This window comes from Streptomyces cylindrosporus (genome assembly GCF_022698165.1).
Classification (GTDB): Bacteria; Actinomycetota; Actinomycetes; order Streptomycetales; family Streptomycetaceae; genus Streptomyces; species Streptomyces cylindrosporus.
The window spans coordinates 73,871-91,433 of record NZ_JALDAY010000024.1 but is presented as its reverse complement, the minus strand read 5'-3'; the positions used below and the strand labels follow the sequence as shown (position 1 = coordinate 91,433).

General features: G+C 69.9%; 18 protein-coding genes. 13 read left to right on the top strand and 5 right to left on the bottom strand.

The window, feature by feature from the left end; all coding sequences use genetic code 11:
* Window positions 1-34: 34 nt before the first annotated feature.
* From MQP27_RS51565 to MQP27_RS49875, 12 genes are all read left to right on the top strand, one after another.
* Window positions 35-937, top strand: coding sequence for a phage distal tail protein (locus MQP27_RS51565; protein ID WP_242779026.1), 903 nt, complete (start codon window positions 35-37; stop codon window positions 935-937).
* A gap of 13 nt (window positions 938-950) precedes the next feature.
* Window positions 951-1,892 (top strand): hypothetical protein, encoded by a 942-nt coding sequence (locus MQP27_RS49925; RefSeq protein WP_242779023.1) that lies wholly within the window; start codon window positions 951-953, stop codon window positions 1,890-1,892.
* Window positions 1,889-2,998 carry a hypothetical protein gene (locus MQP27_RS49920; protein WP_242779020.1) on the top strand — a complete coding sequence of 370 codons (1,110 nt, stop codon included), beginning with the start codon at window positions 1,889-1,891 and terminating at the stop codon, window positions 2,996-2,998. The genes MQP27_RS49925 and MQP27_RS49920 overlap by 4 nt, the downstream gene beginning before the upstream one ends.
* A gap of 2 nt (window positions 2,999-3,000) precedes the next feature.
* The gene (locus MQP27_RS49915; RefSeq protein ID WP_242779017.1) at window positions 3,001-5,970 is read left to right on the top strand and encodes a beta strand repeat-containing protein; all 2,970 of its coding nucleotides are present in this window, start codon (window positions 3,001-3,003) and stop codon (window positions 5,968-5,970) included.
* Between the two features lie 13 nt (window positions 5,971-5,983).
* Window positions 5,984-6,262, top strand: a complete 279-nt coding sequence (locus tag MQP27_RS49910) for a hypothetical protein (protein WP_242779014.1) — start codon at window positions 5,984-5,986, stop codon at window positions 6,260-6,262.
* A gap of 175 nt (window positions 6,263-6,437) precedes the next feature.
* Window positions 6,438-7,262 (top strand): C1 family peptidase, encoded by an 825-nt coding sequence (locus MQP27_RS49905; protein WP_242779011.1) that lies wholly within the window; start codon window positions 6,438-6,440, stop codon window positions 7,260-7,262.
* Entirely contained in the window at window positions 7,259-8,530 is a 1,272-nt protein-coding gene (locus MQP27_RS49900; RefSeq protein ID WP_242779008.1) for a peptidoglycan-binding protein, read from the top strand. Before MQP27_RS49905 ends, MQP27_RS49900 begins: the two co-directional genes overlap by 4 nt.
* Window positions 8,531-9,261: 731 nt before the next feature.
* Complete coding sequence (locus tag MQP27_RS49895; RefSeq protein ID WP_242779005.1) at window positions 9,262-9,633, top strand: hypothetical protein; 372 nt, start codon at window positions 9,262-9,264, stop codon at window positions 9,631-9,633.
* 36 nt (window positions 9,634-9,669) lie between these two features.
* Window positions 9,670-10,014, top strand: coding sequence for a hypothetical protein (locus MQP27_RS49890; protein WP_242779002.1), 345 nt, complete (start codon window positions 9,670-9,672; stop codon window positions 10,012-10,014).
* The gene (locus MQP27_RS49885) at window positions 10,011-10,685 is read left to right on the top strand and encodes a collagen-like domain-containing protein (protein WP_242779000.1); all 675 of its coding nucleotides are present in this window, start codon (window positions 10,011-10,013) and stop codon (window positions 10,683-10,685) included. Before MQP27_RS49890 ends, MQP27_RS49885 begins: the two co-directional genes overlap by 4 nt.
* A gap of 10 nt (window positions 10,686-10,695) precedes the next feature.
* Window positions 10,696-13,353 (top strand): hypothetical protein, encoded by a 2,658-nt coding sequence (locus MQP27_RS49880; RefSeq protein ID WP_242778997.1) that lies wholly within the window; start codon window positions 10,696-10,698, stop codon window positions 13,351-13,353.
* 194 nt (window positions 13,354-13,547) lie between these two features.
* On the top strand, window positions 13,548-14,042 hold the full coding sequence (locus tag MQP27_RS49875; protein WP_242778994.1) for a DUF6233 domain-containing protein: 495 nt from the start codon (window positions 13,548-13,550) through the stop codon (window positions 14,040-14,042).
* Window positions 14,043-14,054: 12 nt separating this feature from the next.
* Here MQP27_RS49875 and MQP27_RS49870 read toward each other — a convergent pair whose 3' ends face one another.
* From MQP27_RS49870 to MQP27_RS49860, 4 genes are read right to left on the bottom strand one after another with little or no spacing between them, the layout of a single operon-like run.
* Window positions 14,055-14,492, bottom strand: a complete 438-nt coding sequence (locus MQP27_RS49870; protein ID WP_242778991.1) for a hypothetical protein — start codon at window positions 14,490-14,492, stop codon at window positions 14,055-14,057.
* Between the two features lie 11 nt (window positions 14,493-14,503).
* Entirely contained in the window at window positions 14,504-14,629 is a 126-nt protein-coding gene (locus tag MQP27_RS51305) for a hypothetical protein (RefSeq protein WP_278197446.1), read from the bottom strand.
* Window positions 14,630-14,640: 11 nt separating this feature from the next.
* Window positions 14,641-14,859 carry a hypothetical protein gene (locus tag MQP27_RS49865; protein ID WP_242778988.1) on the bottom strand — a complete coding sequence of 73 codons (219 nt, stop codon included), beginning with the start codon at window positions 14,857-14,859 and terminating at the stop codon, window positions 14,641-14,643.
* Entirely contained in the window at window positions 14,859-15,113 is a 255-nt protein-coding gene (locus tag MQP27_RS49860) for a hypothetical protein (RefSeq protein ID WP_242778985.1), read from the bottom strand. The genes MQP27_RS49865 and MQP27_RS49860 overlap by 1 nt, the downstream gene beginning before the upstream one ends.
* Window positions 15,114-15,573: 460 nt before the next feature.
* Between MQP27_RS49860 and MQP27_RS49855 the strand changes: the two genes are divergently transcribed.
* The gene (locus MQP27_RS49855; protein ID WP_242778982.1) at window positions 15,574-16,653 is read left to right on the top strand and encodes a tyrosine-type recombinase/integrase; all 1,080 of its coding nucleotides are present in this window, start codon (window positions 15,574-15,576) and stop codon (window positions 16,651-16,653) included.
* Here MQP27_RS49855 and MQP27_RS49850 read toward each other — a convergent pair.
* A complete protein-coding gene (locus tag MQP27_RS49850) occupies window positions 16,650-17,504 on the bottom strand; it encodes a site-specific integrase (protein WP_242778979.1) in 855 nt (284 codons plus the stop codon). The genes MQP27_RS49855 and MQP27_RS49850 overlap by 4 nt on opposite strands.
* Between the last annotated feature and the right edge of the window lie 59 nt (window positions 17,505-17,563).

Sequence of the window (17,563 nt, the reverse complement as noted above, 5' to 3'; positions counted from 1 at the left end):
GTCCGCCGCGTACGCAGGGGAGGGGTGAACGCCCGTGCCGGATCTTGACCTGGCCGACTGGCAGTACGACCTCGGCGGCGTCCTCATCGGCAAGGGGACCAGCGTCGTCCTCGTGGAAACCACGGGACTGGGTCGGCCGCCGGTGCGGGACAACGACGTCGACCAGCCGTCCATGGACGGCCAGTGGGCCGGCCCCGACTACTGGGCTGCCCGGCAAGTCCAATTTGACGCCTACATCAAGATCCCTGGGCAGCCGGACGCCTGCTACGACTTGGTGGCCACGCTGCAAGCCGCCTCCGACGCAGCTGCTGTGCGGCTCGTCGGCGGGCAGGGCATGACGCTGCGCATCAAGCGCCCCGGCACCCCAGTGAAACGCCTGACGGGCCGCATGCGGAAGCTGGACCCGGAGTACGCCCAGGTGATCCACGGCAAGGTGCCCCTCGACATCGAGTTCGTTGCCCACGACCCGCAGTTCTACGCCGACACGGAGACCACCACCGAGCTCCCGCTGGGCTGGCTGACCGGCGGCGGCTTCGCGGCCCCCGTCAGAGCACCGATCCATGTGCAGGACGGCACGGTGGCCGCGGACCGGCCCGGCTGGGTCACCAACAACGGGGACGCCGACGCCTGGCCCGTGATCCGGGTCACCGGGCCGTGCACGAACGTCACCATCACCCACGTCGCCTCCGGCCGCTCCCTCGCGCTGCCCACCCTCACGCTGGCGGCCGGACGGTGGGTGGAGCTCGACACCCGGCCCGGCTACCGGACCGTGACCTGGGACAACGGCGGCAATGCCTCCGCCTACCTCTCCCCGGGCTCCCGCATCGACCTGTTCTCCCTGCCGCCCGGCACCTCCGAGATGCGCTGGACCGCCTTCGACAACACCAACTCCGCCCGCATGCGCCTGACCTGGCGCGACGCCTACATCGCCCTCTGAGGAGCACCAGGCCATGACCTTGATCCCCCAGCCCATCCTGGTGAACGGGGCGGACCACAGCGCACAGACCTTCCGCATGCTGGTCCGGGACCTGGCCCGCGGGAACGAGGGCGTCACCCAGGGCGACGACATGAAGGTCACCCAGCGCTCCACCCCCGGCGGCGGCGTGTCCATCAGCGACGGCTCCGGTGTCGTCCGCGGCCGCGCGAACACCTTCCAGGGCTCCTACGCCGTCTGCAACATCGGCTCCGACAACTCCGTCAACATCACCGCGACCGGCGGCACCGGCCGCTCCGACATGGTCATCGTGCGGGTGGAGGACCCCGAGTACGAGGGCACCCTGGACCCGGCGACCGACCCGGTCGCTTACTTCCAGGTCATCTCCGGCGTCTCCTCGAGCGCCACCGCCATCCCCGACGGACGAACCGGCATCCCCCTGGCGCGGATCGACATCCCCGCCTCCACGTCCACCATCACCAACGCGATGATCACCGATCTGCGGAAGGTCGCCAACCCGCGCCGCGACCGCAACCTGAACATCCAGTCCCCGTCGTCCATCTCCAGCCAGATCGGCGGCACCTCCGGCACCTACTCCTACTTTTCCACCGCCGCCGGCTGGAACATCGCCGTACCCGACTGGGCCACCACCGCGAAGATCCGCCTGGACATCGCCGGGCTCCGCCTGGTCACCGGGAACGTCTACGGCAACTTGCGGGCCACGTTCGGGGCGTCCCTGTCGATGCAGCCCGTCGTCGTCGACGACAACCAGGGCACCGGCGTGCGCCGCATGGTCGGCATCGTCGCCGACAACCTGACCATCCCATCCGCCTACCGCAGCACCAGCCAGCTGCTGCGCGCCCAGTTCGCCGGCCTGTCCGGGAACGCGGGCACCGTCAGCGTCGACGGCTCCTCCACCCTCATCGCGGACGTCGAGTTCTTTGAGGCCCCCCGGTGAGCCTGCTCGTCCCGGACCGGGTCCTCACCCAGAACGCGCTCACCGGCGCATGGCTGTCCACCGCCCTGCCCGTCCTGGACCTGGAGTACGGGGACGAACTGTCCGGGCCCGGCTCCCTCACCGGCCGGCTCTCCCCGCGCCTGCTCGCCTCCGACCCGCTCGTCGTCGACCCCGCCAACACGTTCATCTTCGTCGAATCGGCCGGGCAGCTGCAGTGGGGCGGCATCGTGTGGGACGTCCGCGCCCAGGGCTCCGACTACGCCATCGAGGCCGCGTCCTGGTCCTCGTATTTGCAGCACCGCTACGACCTGGACGGCGAGCACGGCGGCCGCGGCCCCTACACGTATGCGGACCGCTGCCAGGTCATCCGCAACATCTGGGCCTACGCGCAAGGCATCGCGGACGGGGACATCGGCGTCACCGTCGACGCCACCACCTCCACGTCCACCGTCGGCACCCCCTCCGACGTGTACCACTCCAACTGGTGGGAGAACCCCTGTCTCGGCGACCAGGTCGACGACCTCGTCTCCGGCGACAGCACACCCGACTACACCTGCACCACCGCCTGGAACACAGGCAAGACGGACGTGGTGAAGCGGATCCGGCTGGGCTGGCCGCGGCTCGGCGCCCGCCGCACCGACATCACCTTCGCCTCCGGCGTCAACATCATCGAAGAGCCTGAGGACGCCCTCGCCGGCGACGACTACGCCCAGGTCGTCGCCGCCGCCGGATCCGGCGAAGGACGCGCCCGGCTGCGACAGGTCTCCGCCGTCCGAAACAACCGGCTGCGCATGGAGACCGTCCTCGACCTGCCCGACGTCAACGGCAACGACCTCCTCAAGGCGCGCGCCGACCGGGAGCGCACGTGGCGGCAGACCACCGTGAAGGGATCCGTCGACCAGGTCACCGTCCGCGACACCCCCGCGGCCCCGTTCGGGTCCTACCAGATCGGCGACGACGTCTACACCCGCGTCCACAACCCGTGGACCTCGTACACCGGCTGGTGCCGCATCACCGGCTTCACCCGTAAGCCGCAGGCGCAGGGCGGCCCGCAGACCGTCGTCAGCCTCAAGCCGGCTGACTCCTTCCAGTACGGGGGCGTCTGACCGTGGATATCGGCAAGAAGATCGTGCAGCTGGAGAAGGACATCACCGCCCTCCAGCGGTCTTCCCGGCTCGGGCACGCCTCCATCGAGAACGCCGCCGTGCAGGTGTACGACGGGTCCGGGAGCCTGCGCGGCATCGTCGGCGTGCAGGCGGACGGCACCACCGCCGTGAACATCGTCAACGGGCCCGCTCCGCCGCAGCCCACGCCGCCGACCGTGGTGAGCAGGCTCGGCGGTATCACCGCAGCCTGGGACGGCTCCTTCACCGGCGGCGCGGTACTGCCGCTGGACTGGCAGCGCGTTGAAGTCCACGCCTCCACCAGCAGCGGCTTCACGCCCGACCCGACCACCCTGAAGGGCACCATCGAGACCCCCCAGGGCGCCACCGTCGTCATCACCACCAGCAGCCCCCTGTACGTGCGGCTGCTGTCCCGCAACACCTCCGGCACCGCCTCCACCCCGTCGGATCAGGCGGGCCCGTTCGGGCCGATTCCGGTGGTCGCGGACGACATCCTCGACGGGATCGTCACCACGGTGAAGCTCGCCGATGACGCCGTCACCCAGGCCAAGGTGGCCGTCGGTGCGATCGGCTCGACCGAACTCGCTGCCGGGGCGGTGCTGGAGGAGAAGCTGGCCGCGAACGCGGTCACCACCGGCAAGCTCGCCGACCAGGTCATCACCGAGACCAAGCTCGCCGACGACGCGGTCACCGCGGCGAAGGTCGCCGTGAACGCGATCGACTCGGCGGCCATCCAGGACGCCGCGATCAACGCCGCGAAGATCGGCGCGGCGGCCGTCGAAGCGGGCAAGATCGCCGCGAACGCAGTCACCTCCACCACGATCGCCAACGACGCCGTCACCGCAGGCAAGGTGGCCGCCGACGCGATCACCGCGCGGGAGGTGGCGGCCGGGTCGATCGCCACCGCCGAGCTCGCCGCCGGCGCGGTCACCGCGAACGAGCTCGCCGCGAACTCCGTCGTCGCGGGGAAGATCGCCACCAACGCGGTCACCGCCACCACCATCGCCGCCGGCGCCGTGCAGACCGCCGCCTTGGCCGCCGACGCCGTCGCCGCAGGAAAGATCGCTGCCGACGCCGTGACAGCGCGGGAACTGGCCGCGAACTCGGTCACCGCCTCCGAGATCTCCGCCGGGTCAGTCACCGCCACCGCCGTGGCCGCGGGCGCCATCACCACCGACAAGCTGACCGTGACCGGCGGCGCCAACCTGCTGTCCGACCCCTCCTTCGAGGGCGCCTACACCGCCGCACTCGTCGCCGGGAACACCTTCTGGACGGTCGACACCACCGGCAACGGCAGCGCCAAGAGCCTGAAAGTCAACGCGGTCGCCGGATCGGCCACCACCCGCTCCCTGAAAATCACCACCCTGCCCATCCTCGCCGGGGACCAGCTGTATCTGGCCGTCGACTACCTCACCACCAGCGACTACACCAGCGGTGCGACGGTGAAGCTGTACGCCCGCTGGGAAGACTCTTCGGGTGCCGTCCTCGGCTACGGCTCCGCGCAAGCCTCACCGCCCACGATCGGGGGCAGCACCTGGTCCCGCATCACCAACACCTCCACCGCCCCCGCGAACACGGTGCAGGCCACTATCTGGGCCGAGTCCTTCCAGGCCTCGGCCGGCGCCCTGTGGTTCGACAATGCGGCCGTCCGCCCGGTCGCCGCGTCCACGCAGATCCAAGACGGCGCCATCACCACCACGAAGATCGCCGCCCTGACCATCCAGGCCGGGAACATCGCTGCCGACGCCGTCGCCGCCGGGAAGATAGCCGCCGACGCGGTCACCGCCCGCGAGATCGCCGCCCTGGCCGTCACCGCCGCGGAGATCGCCGCAAACACCATCACCGCCGCCAAACTCGCTGTCGGATCCGTCGACGCGACCGCGCTGGCCGCGGACGCCATCACCGGCAAGACCATCACCGGCGGCACCATCACCGGCGCCACCATCCAGACCGCCGCCTCCGGGCAGCGCATCACCCTGAACGAGTCCAGCGCCAACAAGATCCTCGTCTACAACTCGTCCGGCACCGCGATCGGCGAAATGTCCGCCTCCGGTCTCCTCGTCAAGGGCACCACCGGGGCCGTCCTGTGGCTCAACCCGAACGCCACCTACCCACAGCTCCTGCTGTACAACGCCGCCAGCACCAACAAGGCGACAGTGCAGGTCACCGAGCCCACCACCGGCGACGCCTTCCTCCAGATGTTCTGCGGCCCGTTCACCGGCAGCACCTACAGCGACATGGTGTGGCAGACCTACCTGGGCCGCGACTTCGCCGTCATCGAACGCCGCCGCACCGGCGCCACCACCACCATCGGCGGCCGCCTCTACCTGGACCCCGGCTACACCACCCTCGGCTACCACAACGACGACAACAGCGCCCTGGAATGCTCCGTCTACGTCGAGCCCAACTACATCCACGTCGACGGCGCCCGCTTCCAGGTCAACCCGCCCGCCTCCGCGAACAACGCGCTGAACGTCAATGCCGCCAGCGGGCACACCGGGAACCTGGTCCGCGCCGCGCTCAACGCCGTCGACAAGTTCGTCGTCGACGCCAGCGGCAACGTCACTGCGGCCGGCACCCTCACCGCCGCCTCCTCCAACACCACCAGCGGCCTGTCCGCCGCCAGCGGCTTCACCACCAACAACTTCTACGCCTACCGGTTCGGGAAAGTCGTCGCCCTCGACCTGTACATGCACCGATCCGGCACCACGATCACCGCCTCCAGCGGGAACATCACCCCGGACGTCGCGATCGCCACCGTCCCCTCCGGGTGGCGGCCCACGCACAGCACCATCAACGGCGCCTGGGACGACGGAACCAGCACTGGCGGCTTCGTCATCGGCACCGACGGCGTCTGCACCCTGCGCACCGCATCTAGTGACATCGTCGGCGACGCCACGTCCTCCGGCAACGGACGCAACCTGCGCCTGCACGTCACTTTCATCCAGGACTGAGGAGAACACCCGCGTGCTGACTAAACCCGACGAAGGAACGTTCAACAAGCTGACCGTCAAGGTCAACGGCGGTCCGAACGAGGACGCCATGGACAGCTTCCCTGTCCCGTTCGTCTTCGACGCCTTCGCCATCGACAACCTCACCGATCAGGACGTCGACGAGATCGTGCAGGTCGTCGTCGACCGCATCATCGCCGAGCACCCCGACTACGTGGTGTACGTCGACAAGTCGTGGTCGGGCGGCACTCACAGCGACCCACGCAACACCGTCTACACCCCTCCGGCGCCCTGACCCGCGGCTCCGGACGTACAGCCCTGATAAGCAGGGGGGGAACACCAGTCCCTGCGGGCTCTACTCTGATCAACGGGTGACCCTCCGCCCCCGCACCGCCCCCGAGGGACGGCCGCACCACAGCGGCCCGCCAGCACATCAGCTCTGGGCGCGGGGAGTGCAGGAGCACGGTCGGGTGCCCGACCTCACCATCAAGCAGTACGACGTCACCGGCCAGTTGGGCCGGCACCTCGTGCTGGACCCCCGTTCGCTCGCCTACCGGCGCCGCTACAGCGGAGAGCCCATCAACCCGGTGGAGTGGTCACCCAAGGTACCCGTCCTGGACCAGCAGGACCTCCTCGCCCAGGGCATCCGCACCTCCGAACTGTTCCAGGGCGTGCCCGACGTCGACGCCCTCGGATCCTGCACCGCGAACGCGGCCACCGCGCTCGTCTCCGTCCTCCACGACGCCGCGACCCTCGCCGAGGTCGGCCTGGACGTCACCGCCCCGGCCGCCGCCGAGCGGTGGGCGATCGGCCTGTACTCGGACGCCACCCACCGCGACCAGTGGCACGAGCAGGCTTGGCCCGACCAGGACTGCGGGTCCTCCGGGCTCGGCGTCGCCAAGGCCCTACGCCACCGCGGACTCATCGACCAGTACGGGCACGCCACCACCGCCGAGGAACTCTGCTCCCTCCTCCAGACCGGTCCCGTCCTCATCGGCATGCCGTGGTTCAACGCCTGGTTCGAGCCCGTCGGATCCGCCGCCCTCCTGGACGACATTCCCAACTGGGAGGAATCCGGACTGGCCGGCGGCCACGAGGTGTGCGGCATCGCCCTCGAGGACGTCGTCTACGACAGCACCGGCGGCCTGGACTACGCCCGCACCATCCTCCGGCCGCAGAACTCCTGGAAAAGATCTTGGGGTGACAACGGCTGCTTCCGCCTGTCCCTCGCCCTCTATCAGCGACTGCGCAAGCAGTTCGACGTCATCCAGCCCCGATTGGACCACCAGCGATGACCGAGTACCACGTCGCCATCGACCACCTCGCCTCCCCGGACCCGGACACCCCCCAGCAGCGGGTGGAGACCACCTACCTCGGCTTCGTCGACCAGGCCCACGTCGACCAGGTGAAGGCGATCGCCAAACTGAAGTCCACCCCCAGGGTGCTGAAGGAGCACCCGCACATCGAGGGCGCCTTCGTGGTGCTGCGCGACGACGGCGACCTGGACGTGTACGTGCCCGTCGACGCCAGCGAGTACCGCGTGTACGAGCCCGACCCGGGCCCCAAGTACGACACGACCATGCCGACCATCGAGGCGGACGGGCCGCCCCCGGTTCCCATGCCCACGGTGACTGGCCCCGGCGCGAACGACGAGATGGGCGTCGACCTGCCACGCGGTGCCACCACGGGCCCGGCCTACATCTCCGGCGTCGTCAAGTTCGGTGACCAGGTCATCGGCGGCGCGATGGACCACCCGGAGAACCCGCCGCGCGCTGTGTGGCATACCACTGAGTCCCCGCAGGGCGCGGGCTACTTCACGTCGGTCGCCGCCTACCTGATCCGGATCGGGTCCGAGCCGCAGGTCATCTACGACCCCGCCTCCGACAGCCTGGGCCAGTTCGGGCCGCTCACCCAGTCAGCGCGCGCCCTGCAGAACGACGGCGCCCGCCGTACGAACCGTGAGGGCCGCGTGTGCATCCAGGTGGAGGTCCTCGGTAAGGCGTCCTCGCCGTGGACGAAGGGCTTCGACCCGGCGGCCAAGCCGAACTTCCGCAAGCTGCTGGCCGCGGCCCGTGCGCACGGCGTGCCGGACGTGTGGCCGGCCGGGAAGCCGCTCGCTACGGCGGCCGCCGTCGCCAAGGCCACTCGCTCCCGTACGGTCTGGCAGGGCCAGGGAGGGCACTTCGGGCACGGCAACGTACCTGGAAATTCCCACTGGGATCCGGGGGCCATCGACACGGACATCGTGCCCGGCAAGGTCGTCGTGGAGACGAAGCCGACCAGCCCGTCCACGCCGAAGCCCACCCCGGCGCAGTACCAGCCGTTCCCGGGCTCGAACTTCTTCCACGCCGGCCGCCACAGCCCGATCATCACCGCGATGGGACGCCGCCTGGTAGCCGTCGGATGCGGCAGGTACTCCACCGGCCCGGGTCCGAACTGGACCAACGCCGACCGCGAGTCCTACAGGGCCTGGCAGAAGAAGCTCGGATACACAGGCGCGGACGCAGACGGCTACCCGGGCGCCAAGTCCTGGGCGGCTCTGAAGATCCCGAGGGTCTCGTGACATCGAGAAGGCGGGAGGCTGAACAGCCTCCCGCAACCAACTCAGTGACCGTAGGAAGGGTCTATGGCCCGCCTCTGCTGTTTGTATGCAGCGCGCCGTCCGTACGAGGACCGGTAGCACGTAAGGCACGCACGGCGCCCCGTGCTGGGGTTCACGTAAGTGTTCTCCTGAGTGAATTCATGTCCACTCTTACAGTGGGTCTGTTCCCTCTTGGTATTTCTCGCCCTGGAGCGCTTCATGTTGTCCAATTGCGTTCCTGGTCGAAGGTGCGCAGGGTTAACGCACAACCGGTGTGGGCATTCGTCCCACACCGTGCACGTAGCGGGGTCATGGCACACGTGGTCAAGGAATGTCGAGCTCGATATTTCAGCCACCAAAACCCTGTAGGCGACACGGTGCCCGCTGGGCGTCTTACCTTCCCAATGGACCTTGCTGTAGCCGTTCCCAGCGACTGCTGCGGTCCAGATCCAGCAGCCATTGGGATGCGCCTTCACCTTGTCCCAGAAGCGCTGGGGGAGGCGGGGGTCGCCGAATCTGGGCGTGGTGGTACCGTCTGGCATGTTCGACTCCTTCGTAGTCGGACCGCGCCCCGGGAGTGTGTCCGCACTCGCCGGGGTTCCTCATGCCATTTTAGTGAATTCTCGCGCTATTCGCTTGCGGGGTTCCCTGTTAGTTCCGCAACTCACGCAGTGGAATTCCGCCCTGCGTTCCACGAAATCAAGGAGTCAATCGTGGCCGCTTCACCCGGCAAGATCTTCGGGCGGGAACCGTCCGTCATCCTCGGCGCCATCGCGATCGCCGTCCAGTTCGTGTCCGCGTTCGTCGTGAACGTCAGCCAGGACACCCAGACCGCCATCAACGCCGCCGCCGCGGCCTTGGTCGGCTTCATCGTCGCCTACATGGTCCACGACGAGGGAACCTTCGCCGCGTTCGTCGGCCTCGGCCAGGCCGCGCTGGCGCTCGCGATGAACCTGGGCCTGCACTGGTCCGGGGACAAGCAGACCGCGTTCATGGCCCTGTTCACGATTCTCGGTCAGTTCTGGCTGGTCCGGGACCGAGTCACCGCGCCGGTGTCCAAGGAAGGCCTGCGGCTTGCCGCCTGACCGTCTTGTTACCTAGACCCCCCACCGGAGCACGACATGGCCGATGAGCCGTCTTTGGGAGAGCTTGGACGGCTCATCCAGGCCCTTAGGGGCGACGTCCGCGACGACTACGCACAGATCAACAGCCGCCTTGACCGGCTGGTGTCGATCGACGTGTACGCCGTCGAGAAGGCAGCCCTGCTGAAAGACCTGTCCGACATGGAGAAGACGGTGCAGCAGCTGTCGGCCAAGCACGACCGGGACATCGCGGCCATCCAGGAGCAGCGCATCCAGGACGCCGACCGGATCACCCAGACCCGGCGGTGGCTGGCCGGCGCGGTCATCTCCCTGCTCGGAATCCTCGTCCCCGTCATCCTCTTCATGGCTGGAGGCAAGTCGTGACCCCCCCGAGGCCTGGCAGCCGGGTGGAAACACGCAAGCGGCGCCGCCGCGGCAACCTGTCGGCTGCTGCGGCGATCATCCTCGCCTCCAGCGCGCTCGCTGCCGTCGTGACTGGATTCCTGGTCATGTCTCAGGAGTTGGACAGCGCGCACCGCGACGTTGCCCTGCTCACACAGCAAGTCGAGAACATGGGCGGCACCCCGGTAGCCGGGCCCCGCGGGGAGGCGGGGGAGGCCGGCCTGATCGGCCCATCCGGGGCTCCTGGACCGTCGGGCGCATCCGGCCAGCCGGGCAAGGACGGCAAGAACGGAAGCCCCGGCCCTGCCGGGTCTCCGGGGCCGTCCGGCGCACCGGGTGCCACAGGGTCGGCCGGACCGGTCGGACCCGCCGGCGCGGACGGCGCGAGCGGGGCGCCCGGCAAGGACGGAGCCGACGGCAAGGACGGTAAGGACGCCTCCCCGCCCGCGCAGCAGACGTTCCACGACCAGGACGGCAACACCTGGCGGTGCACGCTCACCGACGCCTCCGATCCGGACAACCCCGAGTACGACTGCACGCAGACCTCCACGGCCAGCCCAACCCCCGAGCCCACCCCGAGCGACCAGCCGTCCCCGTCCGACACTCAGTCGTCCGGGCTGCTGCCGCTGAACCTGCTCCGCCGCCGCAGCTAGGAGAACGAAGATGACCACGGTGACCGGGAAGCTGCTCGGCTATGCGTCCCCTCAGCGCGTGGAGATGAAGGCCACCCTGGTAGACGTCACCGGCAAGGACGCGGTCGGGTACGCGGCCAGCGTTCCCGGCGAGCTCGTCCGCCCGGTGCCCATCACCCCCGGCGCGGACGGGGCGTGGACGGTGGACCTGACCGCCAACACGCTGATCACCTCGCAGGCCGGGGACACCCTGTGGGCGATCCAGGAAGGCCGGGCCAAGGACGGCACCCCGATCGTGTCGTACGTGGCCGTCCCCGACAGCGGCACGTGGTGGGTGGGCGACATCCTCGCCGACCTGTCGTCCACGCAGACCGGGGACGGCACGGTCGTCTACCTGCCCGGCGCGGCCGGGCAAGACGGCGCGTCCGCGTACGAGGTGGCCGTGGCGAACGGTTTCACCGGCAGTCAGGCGGAGTGGCTGGCCTCCCTGGTCGGCCCGCAGGGCGCCCCGGGCTCGGGTGGCGGCGCGGTCGACAGCGTCAACGGCGCCACGGGCGTGGTCGTCCTGGACGCCGCCGACGTGGGCGCCGATCCGGCGGGCGCCGCCGCGGCCGCGCAGACGGCTGCCGTATCGGCAGCGGCCGCGGACGCCACGGCGAAGGTGACCGCGCACACCAACGCCACGGATCCGCACGGCGACCGGGCCGCAGCCGCCACCGCCCTCACCGCCCACGCGGGCGCGGCCGACCCGCACGGGGACCGCTCCTACACGGACACCCAGACCGCCACCCGCGTCCCCACCACCCGGCAGATCACCGCTGGCACCGGCCTGACCGGCGGCGGCACCCTCGCCGCCGACCGCACCCTCGCCGTCGCTTACGGCACCAGCGCGGGTACCGCGGCCGCCGGCAACGACCCCCGCCTTGCGGACGCCCGCACCCCCACCGCACACGCCGCCTCCCACCAGGCAGGCGGATCCGACGAACTCGCCCTCACCCAGGCCCAGATCACCGGCCTCGCCGCCGCCCTCGCCGGCCTCTTCCCGAAGACCGGGGGCACCCTCACCGGGGACCTCACCCTCGACGGCCACAACCTGACCGTGCAGCGCGCCGACGGCACCGGCGCCTACCGCTTCCGGGTCACCGGCGGAGGGTTGGATCTTGAGGTCGGCGGCATGGACGTCATCGTGTCCACCTGGACAGGGGCGGACTTCACCGGCACCCAAGCTGACGTGCTGCGCCTAGAGGCGGCCGGCCCGCATCTGATCGGCCGCACCCAGTTCGGCACGAACGGCTACGACGACGTCCACGACATCGACCCCACCACCGGCGTCGCCAGCCTCGGCGCGAAGAACGGCTCGCTGAACCTGCGGTTCTGCGGGCGCCGCACCACCACCGGGGCACCCACCACCGGCACCTGGGCCACGGGAGACGTCCTCCAGGACTCGGCAGGAACCTGGTGGCTGTGCACCGCCGCCGGCACACCCGGGACGTGGACCAGCCCGCCCGCCACCCCCACCGTGCACGCAGCCTCGCACGCCACCGGCGGCAGCGACCCGGTCAGCCCGGCCAGTATCGGCGCCGAACCCGTCGGGACCGCGACCGCTGCCGTCAGCGCGCACACCGCGGCCAGCGATCCGCACGGGGATCGCGCGTACGCCGACGGGAAGCTGGCCAAGACGGCGAACCTGTCCGACCTCGGCAGCGTCTCGACGGCCCGTACGAACCTGGGGCTCGGCGCAGCAGCCCTCCTTGCCGTCGGCACGACGGCTGGGACCGTGGCAGCGGGAGACGACTCCCGCATCACGGGATCCGCGCAGAAAGCGTCGAACCTCTCTGATCTGGCGTCGGCGTCCACGGCCCGCACCAACCTCGGTCTGGGCGGCGCCGCGCTGCTCGGCGTCGGCACCGGGGCGGGCACGGTCGCGGCCGGCGACGACTCCCGGATTACCGGAGCAGCCCAGAAGGCCTCCAACCTCGCCGACCTGGCCTCCGCGTCCACGGCGCGGTCGAACCTGGGCCTGGGCGGGGCAGCGCTGCTCGGGGTGGGAACGGCCGCGGGCACGGTGGCCGCAGGGGACGACTCCCGCATCACCGGAGCCCTCCCCGCCGCGGGCGGCTCCATCAGCGGCAACCTCCAGGTGTCCGGGAACGCGCTCGGGCAGGACTTCCCGGCCGCGCACGGCGTCGCCGCCTGGTGCTACGACCCCGCCCTGGCCGTCAACTCCACCCAGCTCACCGCAGGCACTCTGTACCTGGTGCGCGTGAACATCGCCGCCGCCGTGAACGTCACGAAGATGTACTGGTGGGTCGCGAACACCGGGTCTGGGGCAACTACCAACGGGAACTGGGTCGGCCTGTACAGCTCGGCGGGCACACTCCTGGCGTCCACGAACGTCGACGCCGGGTTCTCCTCCGCCACCTTGAAGGCCACCACCATCGCCTCCACGGCGCTCGCGGCCGGCTCGTTCTATTGGGTCGGCCTGTTGTTCAACGCATCCGTGACACCGACCCTCACGCGTGGCTCCGGATGGACCGGCGTCGACGCGGCGGCGAACCTGGGGCTGGCGGCGTCGGCGTACCGGTTCGCGAAGAACGGAACCGGCCTGACCTCCCTGCCGTCGTCGATCACCCCGTCGTCCAACATCGGTTCGGACATCGCGGGGCCGTGGGTGGCCGTCGGCGCGTAGCTCGGCCGTACGTACGATGACCGGGTGAGCACCCCAGCATCGTCGCGTCCGAAGCCGCCTGCGCCGACGTGTCCGCCCGCGCAGGTCGGCCCGTGCGCGGGCTGCGGGCACCCCACCCAGCGGTACGGGTCTGGGGGCTGCCCCCTGTGCGTGGTCTGCCTGGCTGTGGTGGAGGCCGGGCGGGCGAAGAAGAAGTGACCGCCGACGGCCCGCCGCCACCCCAGGTCCGGGTCACGCTGCCGGATGGGCAGCAGGTGCACGCCAGGTTGGTGGAGCGCCGGCAGTGGCCGAACAGCGGCTGGATGTACCTGGTCGCCCTCCCGGTGTGGGCCAACGCCAAGGGCGAGCGGGTGGAGGCGCGGGAGTTCCGGGTGTGGCTGACCCCGGGCGAGCAGGTACATCCTGTCGAGGGCGAAGACTACGAACGCGTCCCCACCCATCCGCTCCCCACCGTGGAGGGGGCGCCGGATCCGAACCGGTGGGCGTTCAAGACCCAACGCATCCGCCTGCCCGGGGGGCGCCGCGGCGGCCTGGTGGTGCACATCTGGGACTGCCCGGACGCCCCCGACGGGGGCACGGAGTTGGATGTGATGGAGGCGCTGGACGTGATGCGTACGGTGGCGGGCGCGAGGCTGTGCAAGGAGTGCGGGGCGGCGGTCGCCCTCGGCCCACTCCTGCCACCGACGTAGGCCACGTGCCCCTTACTGCTCGGTGCCGTCGGGTGCGCTGATGCCGCGCGGCTTCACGTCGCCAGGGTCCTTGCCGGGGGCGGCGGGAATCCACCGGTCAGGCGGGTTGTCGGCGAGCAGCGCCACGTACTTGCCCCACTCGTCCGGGAAGAACACGGTCAGGCCCTCACCCGCGACGTGGGCGACGTACGCCCAGGGCGTTCCCATCGGTGTAGCGCAGACCGTACCTTGGTCGGTGATCCACGGCTGGCCCTCGGGACTGATGCCGATCCGGGAGGACACGGTGGAGGCGACGACGAAGCCCGTGAGGCCTCCGCGGTTGGGTTCGTCGATGCGCACATACCCGGACGTGCCGGGGTGCTCGGCGATGTCCCGCACCGTCATGTACTCGGGACGGTAGCGGCGCTCAGGCTCCAGGGGGGCTGGCTTCTTCTTGCGCCAGAACGGCACGGTCGTGCTCCTCACTGCTGGTCGTTGTCGGGTCCGCCGTCGGGACCGTACAGGCCGCCGTCGTAGTAGATGCCGTCCCCGATGGTGTCCGTGTCGTCGGTGGGGGAGTCGTAGTCGTCGTACGGGTTGCTCTGCATGGTCGTGCTCCTCACTTCTCGGTGGTGCGGTCGGTTCGGGCACCCTGTCCGGGCGCGGCGTCCCGTGCGGCACGCACGGCTTCCGGGTCGTACAGGCTGGCGCCCGCGCGTCCGGGTTGGCGGCCGACGGCCGTAACTCCCCAGCGGGACAGGGTCTTGCGGGCGCTTCCGGTGGAGGCGGCGCCGAGGTAGTCGGCCACCTCGGCGATCGTCCAGAGTCCGTCGGACATCAGTCACGCTCGACGGCGACGTAGTACGAGTTGTCTCCGTCCTCCCACTCGCCCACGACTGTCCAGCCGTTGGCGGTGAGCACGGCCTCAGCAGCGTCGATGACGTCCTCGCGGGCGTGGTCACCGTCGACGGGGAGCGGGGTGTCGGTGGCTTCCATGCCGTCGAGGATGTTGTCGTCGTTGACGACGGTGACGGCGCACTTGTCGCCGAGTGCGATCTTCGAGCTGATGCCGATCTCTGCGGTGAAGGTCATGGTTTCCCCCGTGGGGTTGGGGTCTTGGGCTGTTCCCTCGACCTCGCGACTCCACTATGACTCACGGTGAGGCGAAGTGCAAGGGGGACGCGTCCATGCTCTCGGGTGCGAGCGGAGAATCGCTCCTGACGAAGATTCGCACGCCGGTCGAACAGTCCTGATCTACCAGAACTACTACTGGTCTCCCATTTCGTCCCGGACTAGTAGTTCGGCGTACCAGAACGCGCCCGCGGCCCCGTGGGACGCTGTACCCGTGACCGCACCCCTCGATCCCAAGTCCCCGTCCATGAGGCTCTGGCACACCCTGCTCGCGCACGGCGTCAGCGAGAGGCCCTCGAGGCATCCTGGCGACAGACCCTCCAACGCGCCGCGCACGGCGTCCGGTTCCGGTGAGCCCCCGGCAGAACCCCTCTCTCAGTCACGCATAACCAGGACTTAAGAGCTGATCTAGAATCAGGTCATGAGCACCGAGATCGAACACAGATCCGGCAACACCCTCGACCGATCCGTCGAGCAACAACTCCTCCACCTTCGCGACGTGCTCGGCCAGGTCGCCCCCCGAGATCCGCGCACCCGCCGGCTCGGCCCCCGATGCTGGCGCCTCGAACTGCTCGCCGAAGCCTGCGCCCCCGAGACGTTCCGGCACGTCGTCAGCTGGCTCTCCTCCACCCTCGTCAGCAGCGTCGCCTCCAAGCAGGCCTACGCCGACGACATCCGCAACTGGGCAGCCTTCCTCCAACAGGAGGAGGGCATCGCCCAGTTCGCCCTCGAGGACGTCACGCCCTTCACGGTGCGGTCCTACCGGCAGCACGCAGAGGAGCGCAAGAGCTCGCCCCGCACCATCAAACGGCGCATGGACTCCCTGTCCTCGCTGTTCACCTTCACCGGCTGGGCCACAGGGCAGCCGATCCTCAACCCGGTCACCAAGTTCGACAAGCCGAAGATCGACCCCAACGACTACACCACCGCCACCCCCGTCCTCGAAGTGCCCGAGTTCCAGGCCGTCGTCACAGCCGCCGCCACACCACGCGAAGCCCTGGTACCCGTCCTCATCTACACCCTGGCCGGCCGCGTATCGGAGTGCTGCTCAGCCGGCCTGCACAGCCTCCAGAACGAGGGAGGACAGCGAAAACTCGACCTGCGCCGCAAGGGCGGCAAGGGCCGCGTCTTCACCCTCCCGCCCCGCCTGTGCGAACTCCTGGACGCCGCCACCGCGGGCCGCACCTCAGGCGCGCTCCTGCTGGACGACCAGGACCGCGCCATGGACCGGCACGCCATCGACCGAATGCTGAACAGGCTCGGCCAGGCCGCCGGCGTGCTCCCCGGCCGCGAGGTCACCCCGCACGTCCTACGGGCCTCCAAGCTGACCCACATGCACGACGAAGGCGTCCCCCTCGAGGACATCCAGCAGTACGCCGACCACGCGCACATCCAGACCACCCTGCGCTACATCCGCCAACGCGACGACGAAGCGTTGAAGGCCAAGCACGCCGCGGCCGCGGTGAAGGTGTACGACCACCTCGTCGACCGCTTCGTCTAACCCTCCGCGGGCGGCGTGTCCGTGAAGCCGGTGTGGGCGACGGCGTCGGCGGTGACGTGGTCCAGCGTCGGGTCGGGCGAGCAGATCGACCGGATCAGCTTGTTCGGGTAGTCCGTCGTGATCGCCCGCCCGCCCTGGCCGAGGACGAGCGCGTGTACGCCGGGGGCTGGTTTCACCCGGTAAGGGAGGTAGGCGTTGACCGCGCGGGCGGTGACCTTGTTCAGGACGTGCTTCTTCCCGACGGCTTCGAAGTCGTAGTCGGGGGCGCGCACCTCGTAGGTGGGGTAGGGGTGTTCGATCGGGTACAGGTGCCGGCTGTCGACGCGGGTCACCTCGGCCGGGCGCAGGCCCTCCAGCAGGAGGAGGGCGACGACCCGGTCGCGCAGGTAGTGGCGGGCGTTGTCCGGGCCCCACTGGCCGATGCACAGCAGCAGCGCGGTCCGCTCATCCATGGTCAGCCGGCGCGGGGAGCCGGCGGCGCGGTCCAGGCCGGAGCGAAGCATCGTCAGGTCCGGCATCAACCGGATGAGTCCGCGGTCCTTGGCCGCCTTGTGGAACCGGTTGACGGCGGTGACCCGCCGGTCGTGGGTGAGAGCCGCGTCCGGGTGATGCTCCGCAACGTGGGCCAGGGCGGAGGGGTCGTTGAACAGCCGGCCGTCGAGCTGCTCGGTGAGGAAGGTGCCGCACCAGGCGGCGACGTGCTCGATCCCGCAGTCGTACGGATCCACCGGAGGCTCCTGCATAGTGCACCAGGCGAGCCAGCGGCCGACCTCGCGCCGGTACTCGACCTGGCTGGAGGGGCGCAGCGTGCCGTCGGCAAGCCAGTCGTCCAGGAGCGTGAGCGGGTCCATGGACCCTCAGTATGCCGCCACCCCACTAAAGATCAAGAGTTACGTAAAACTTCGGCCCC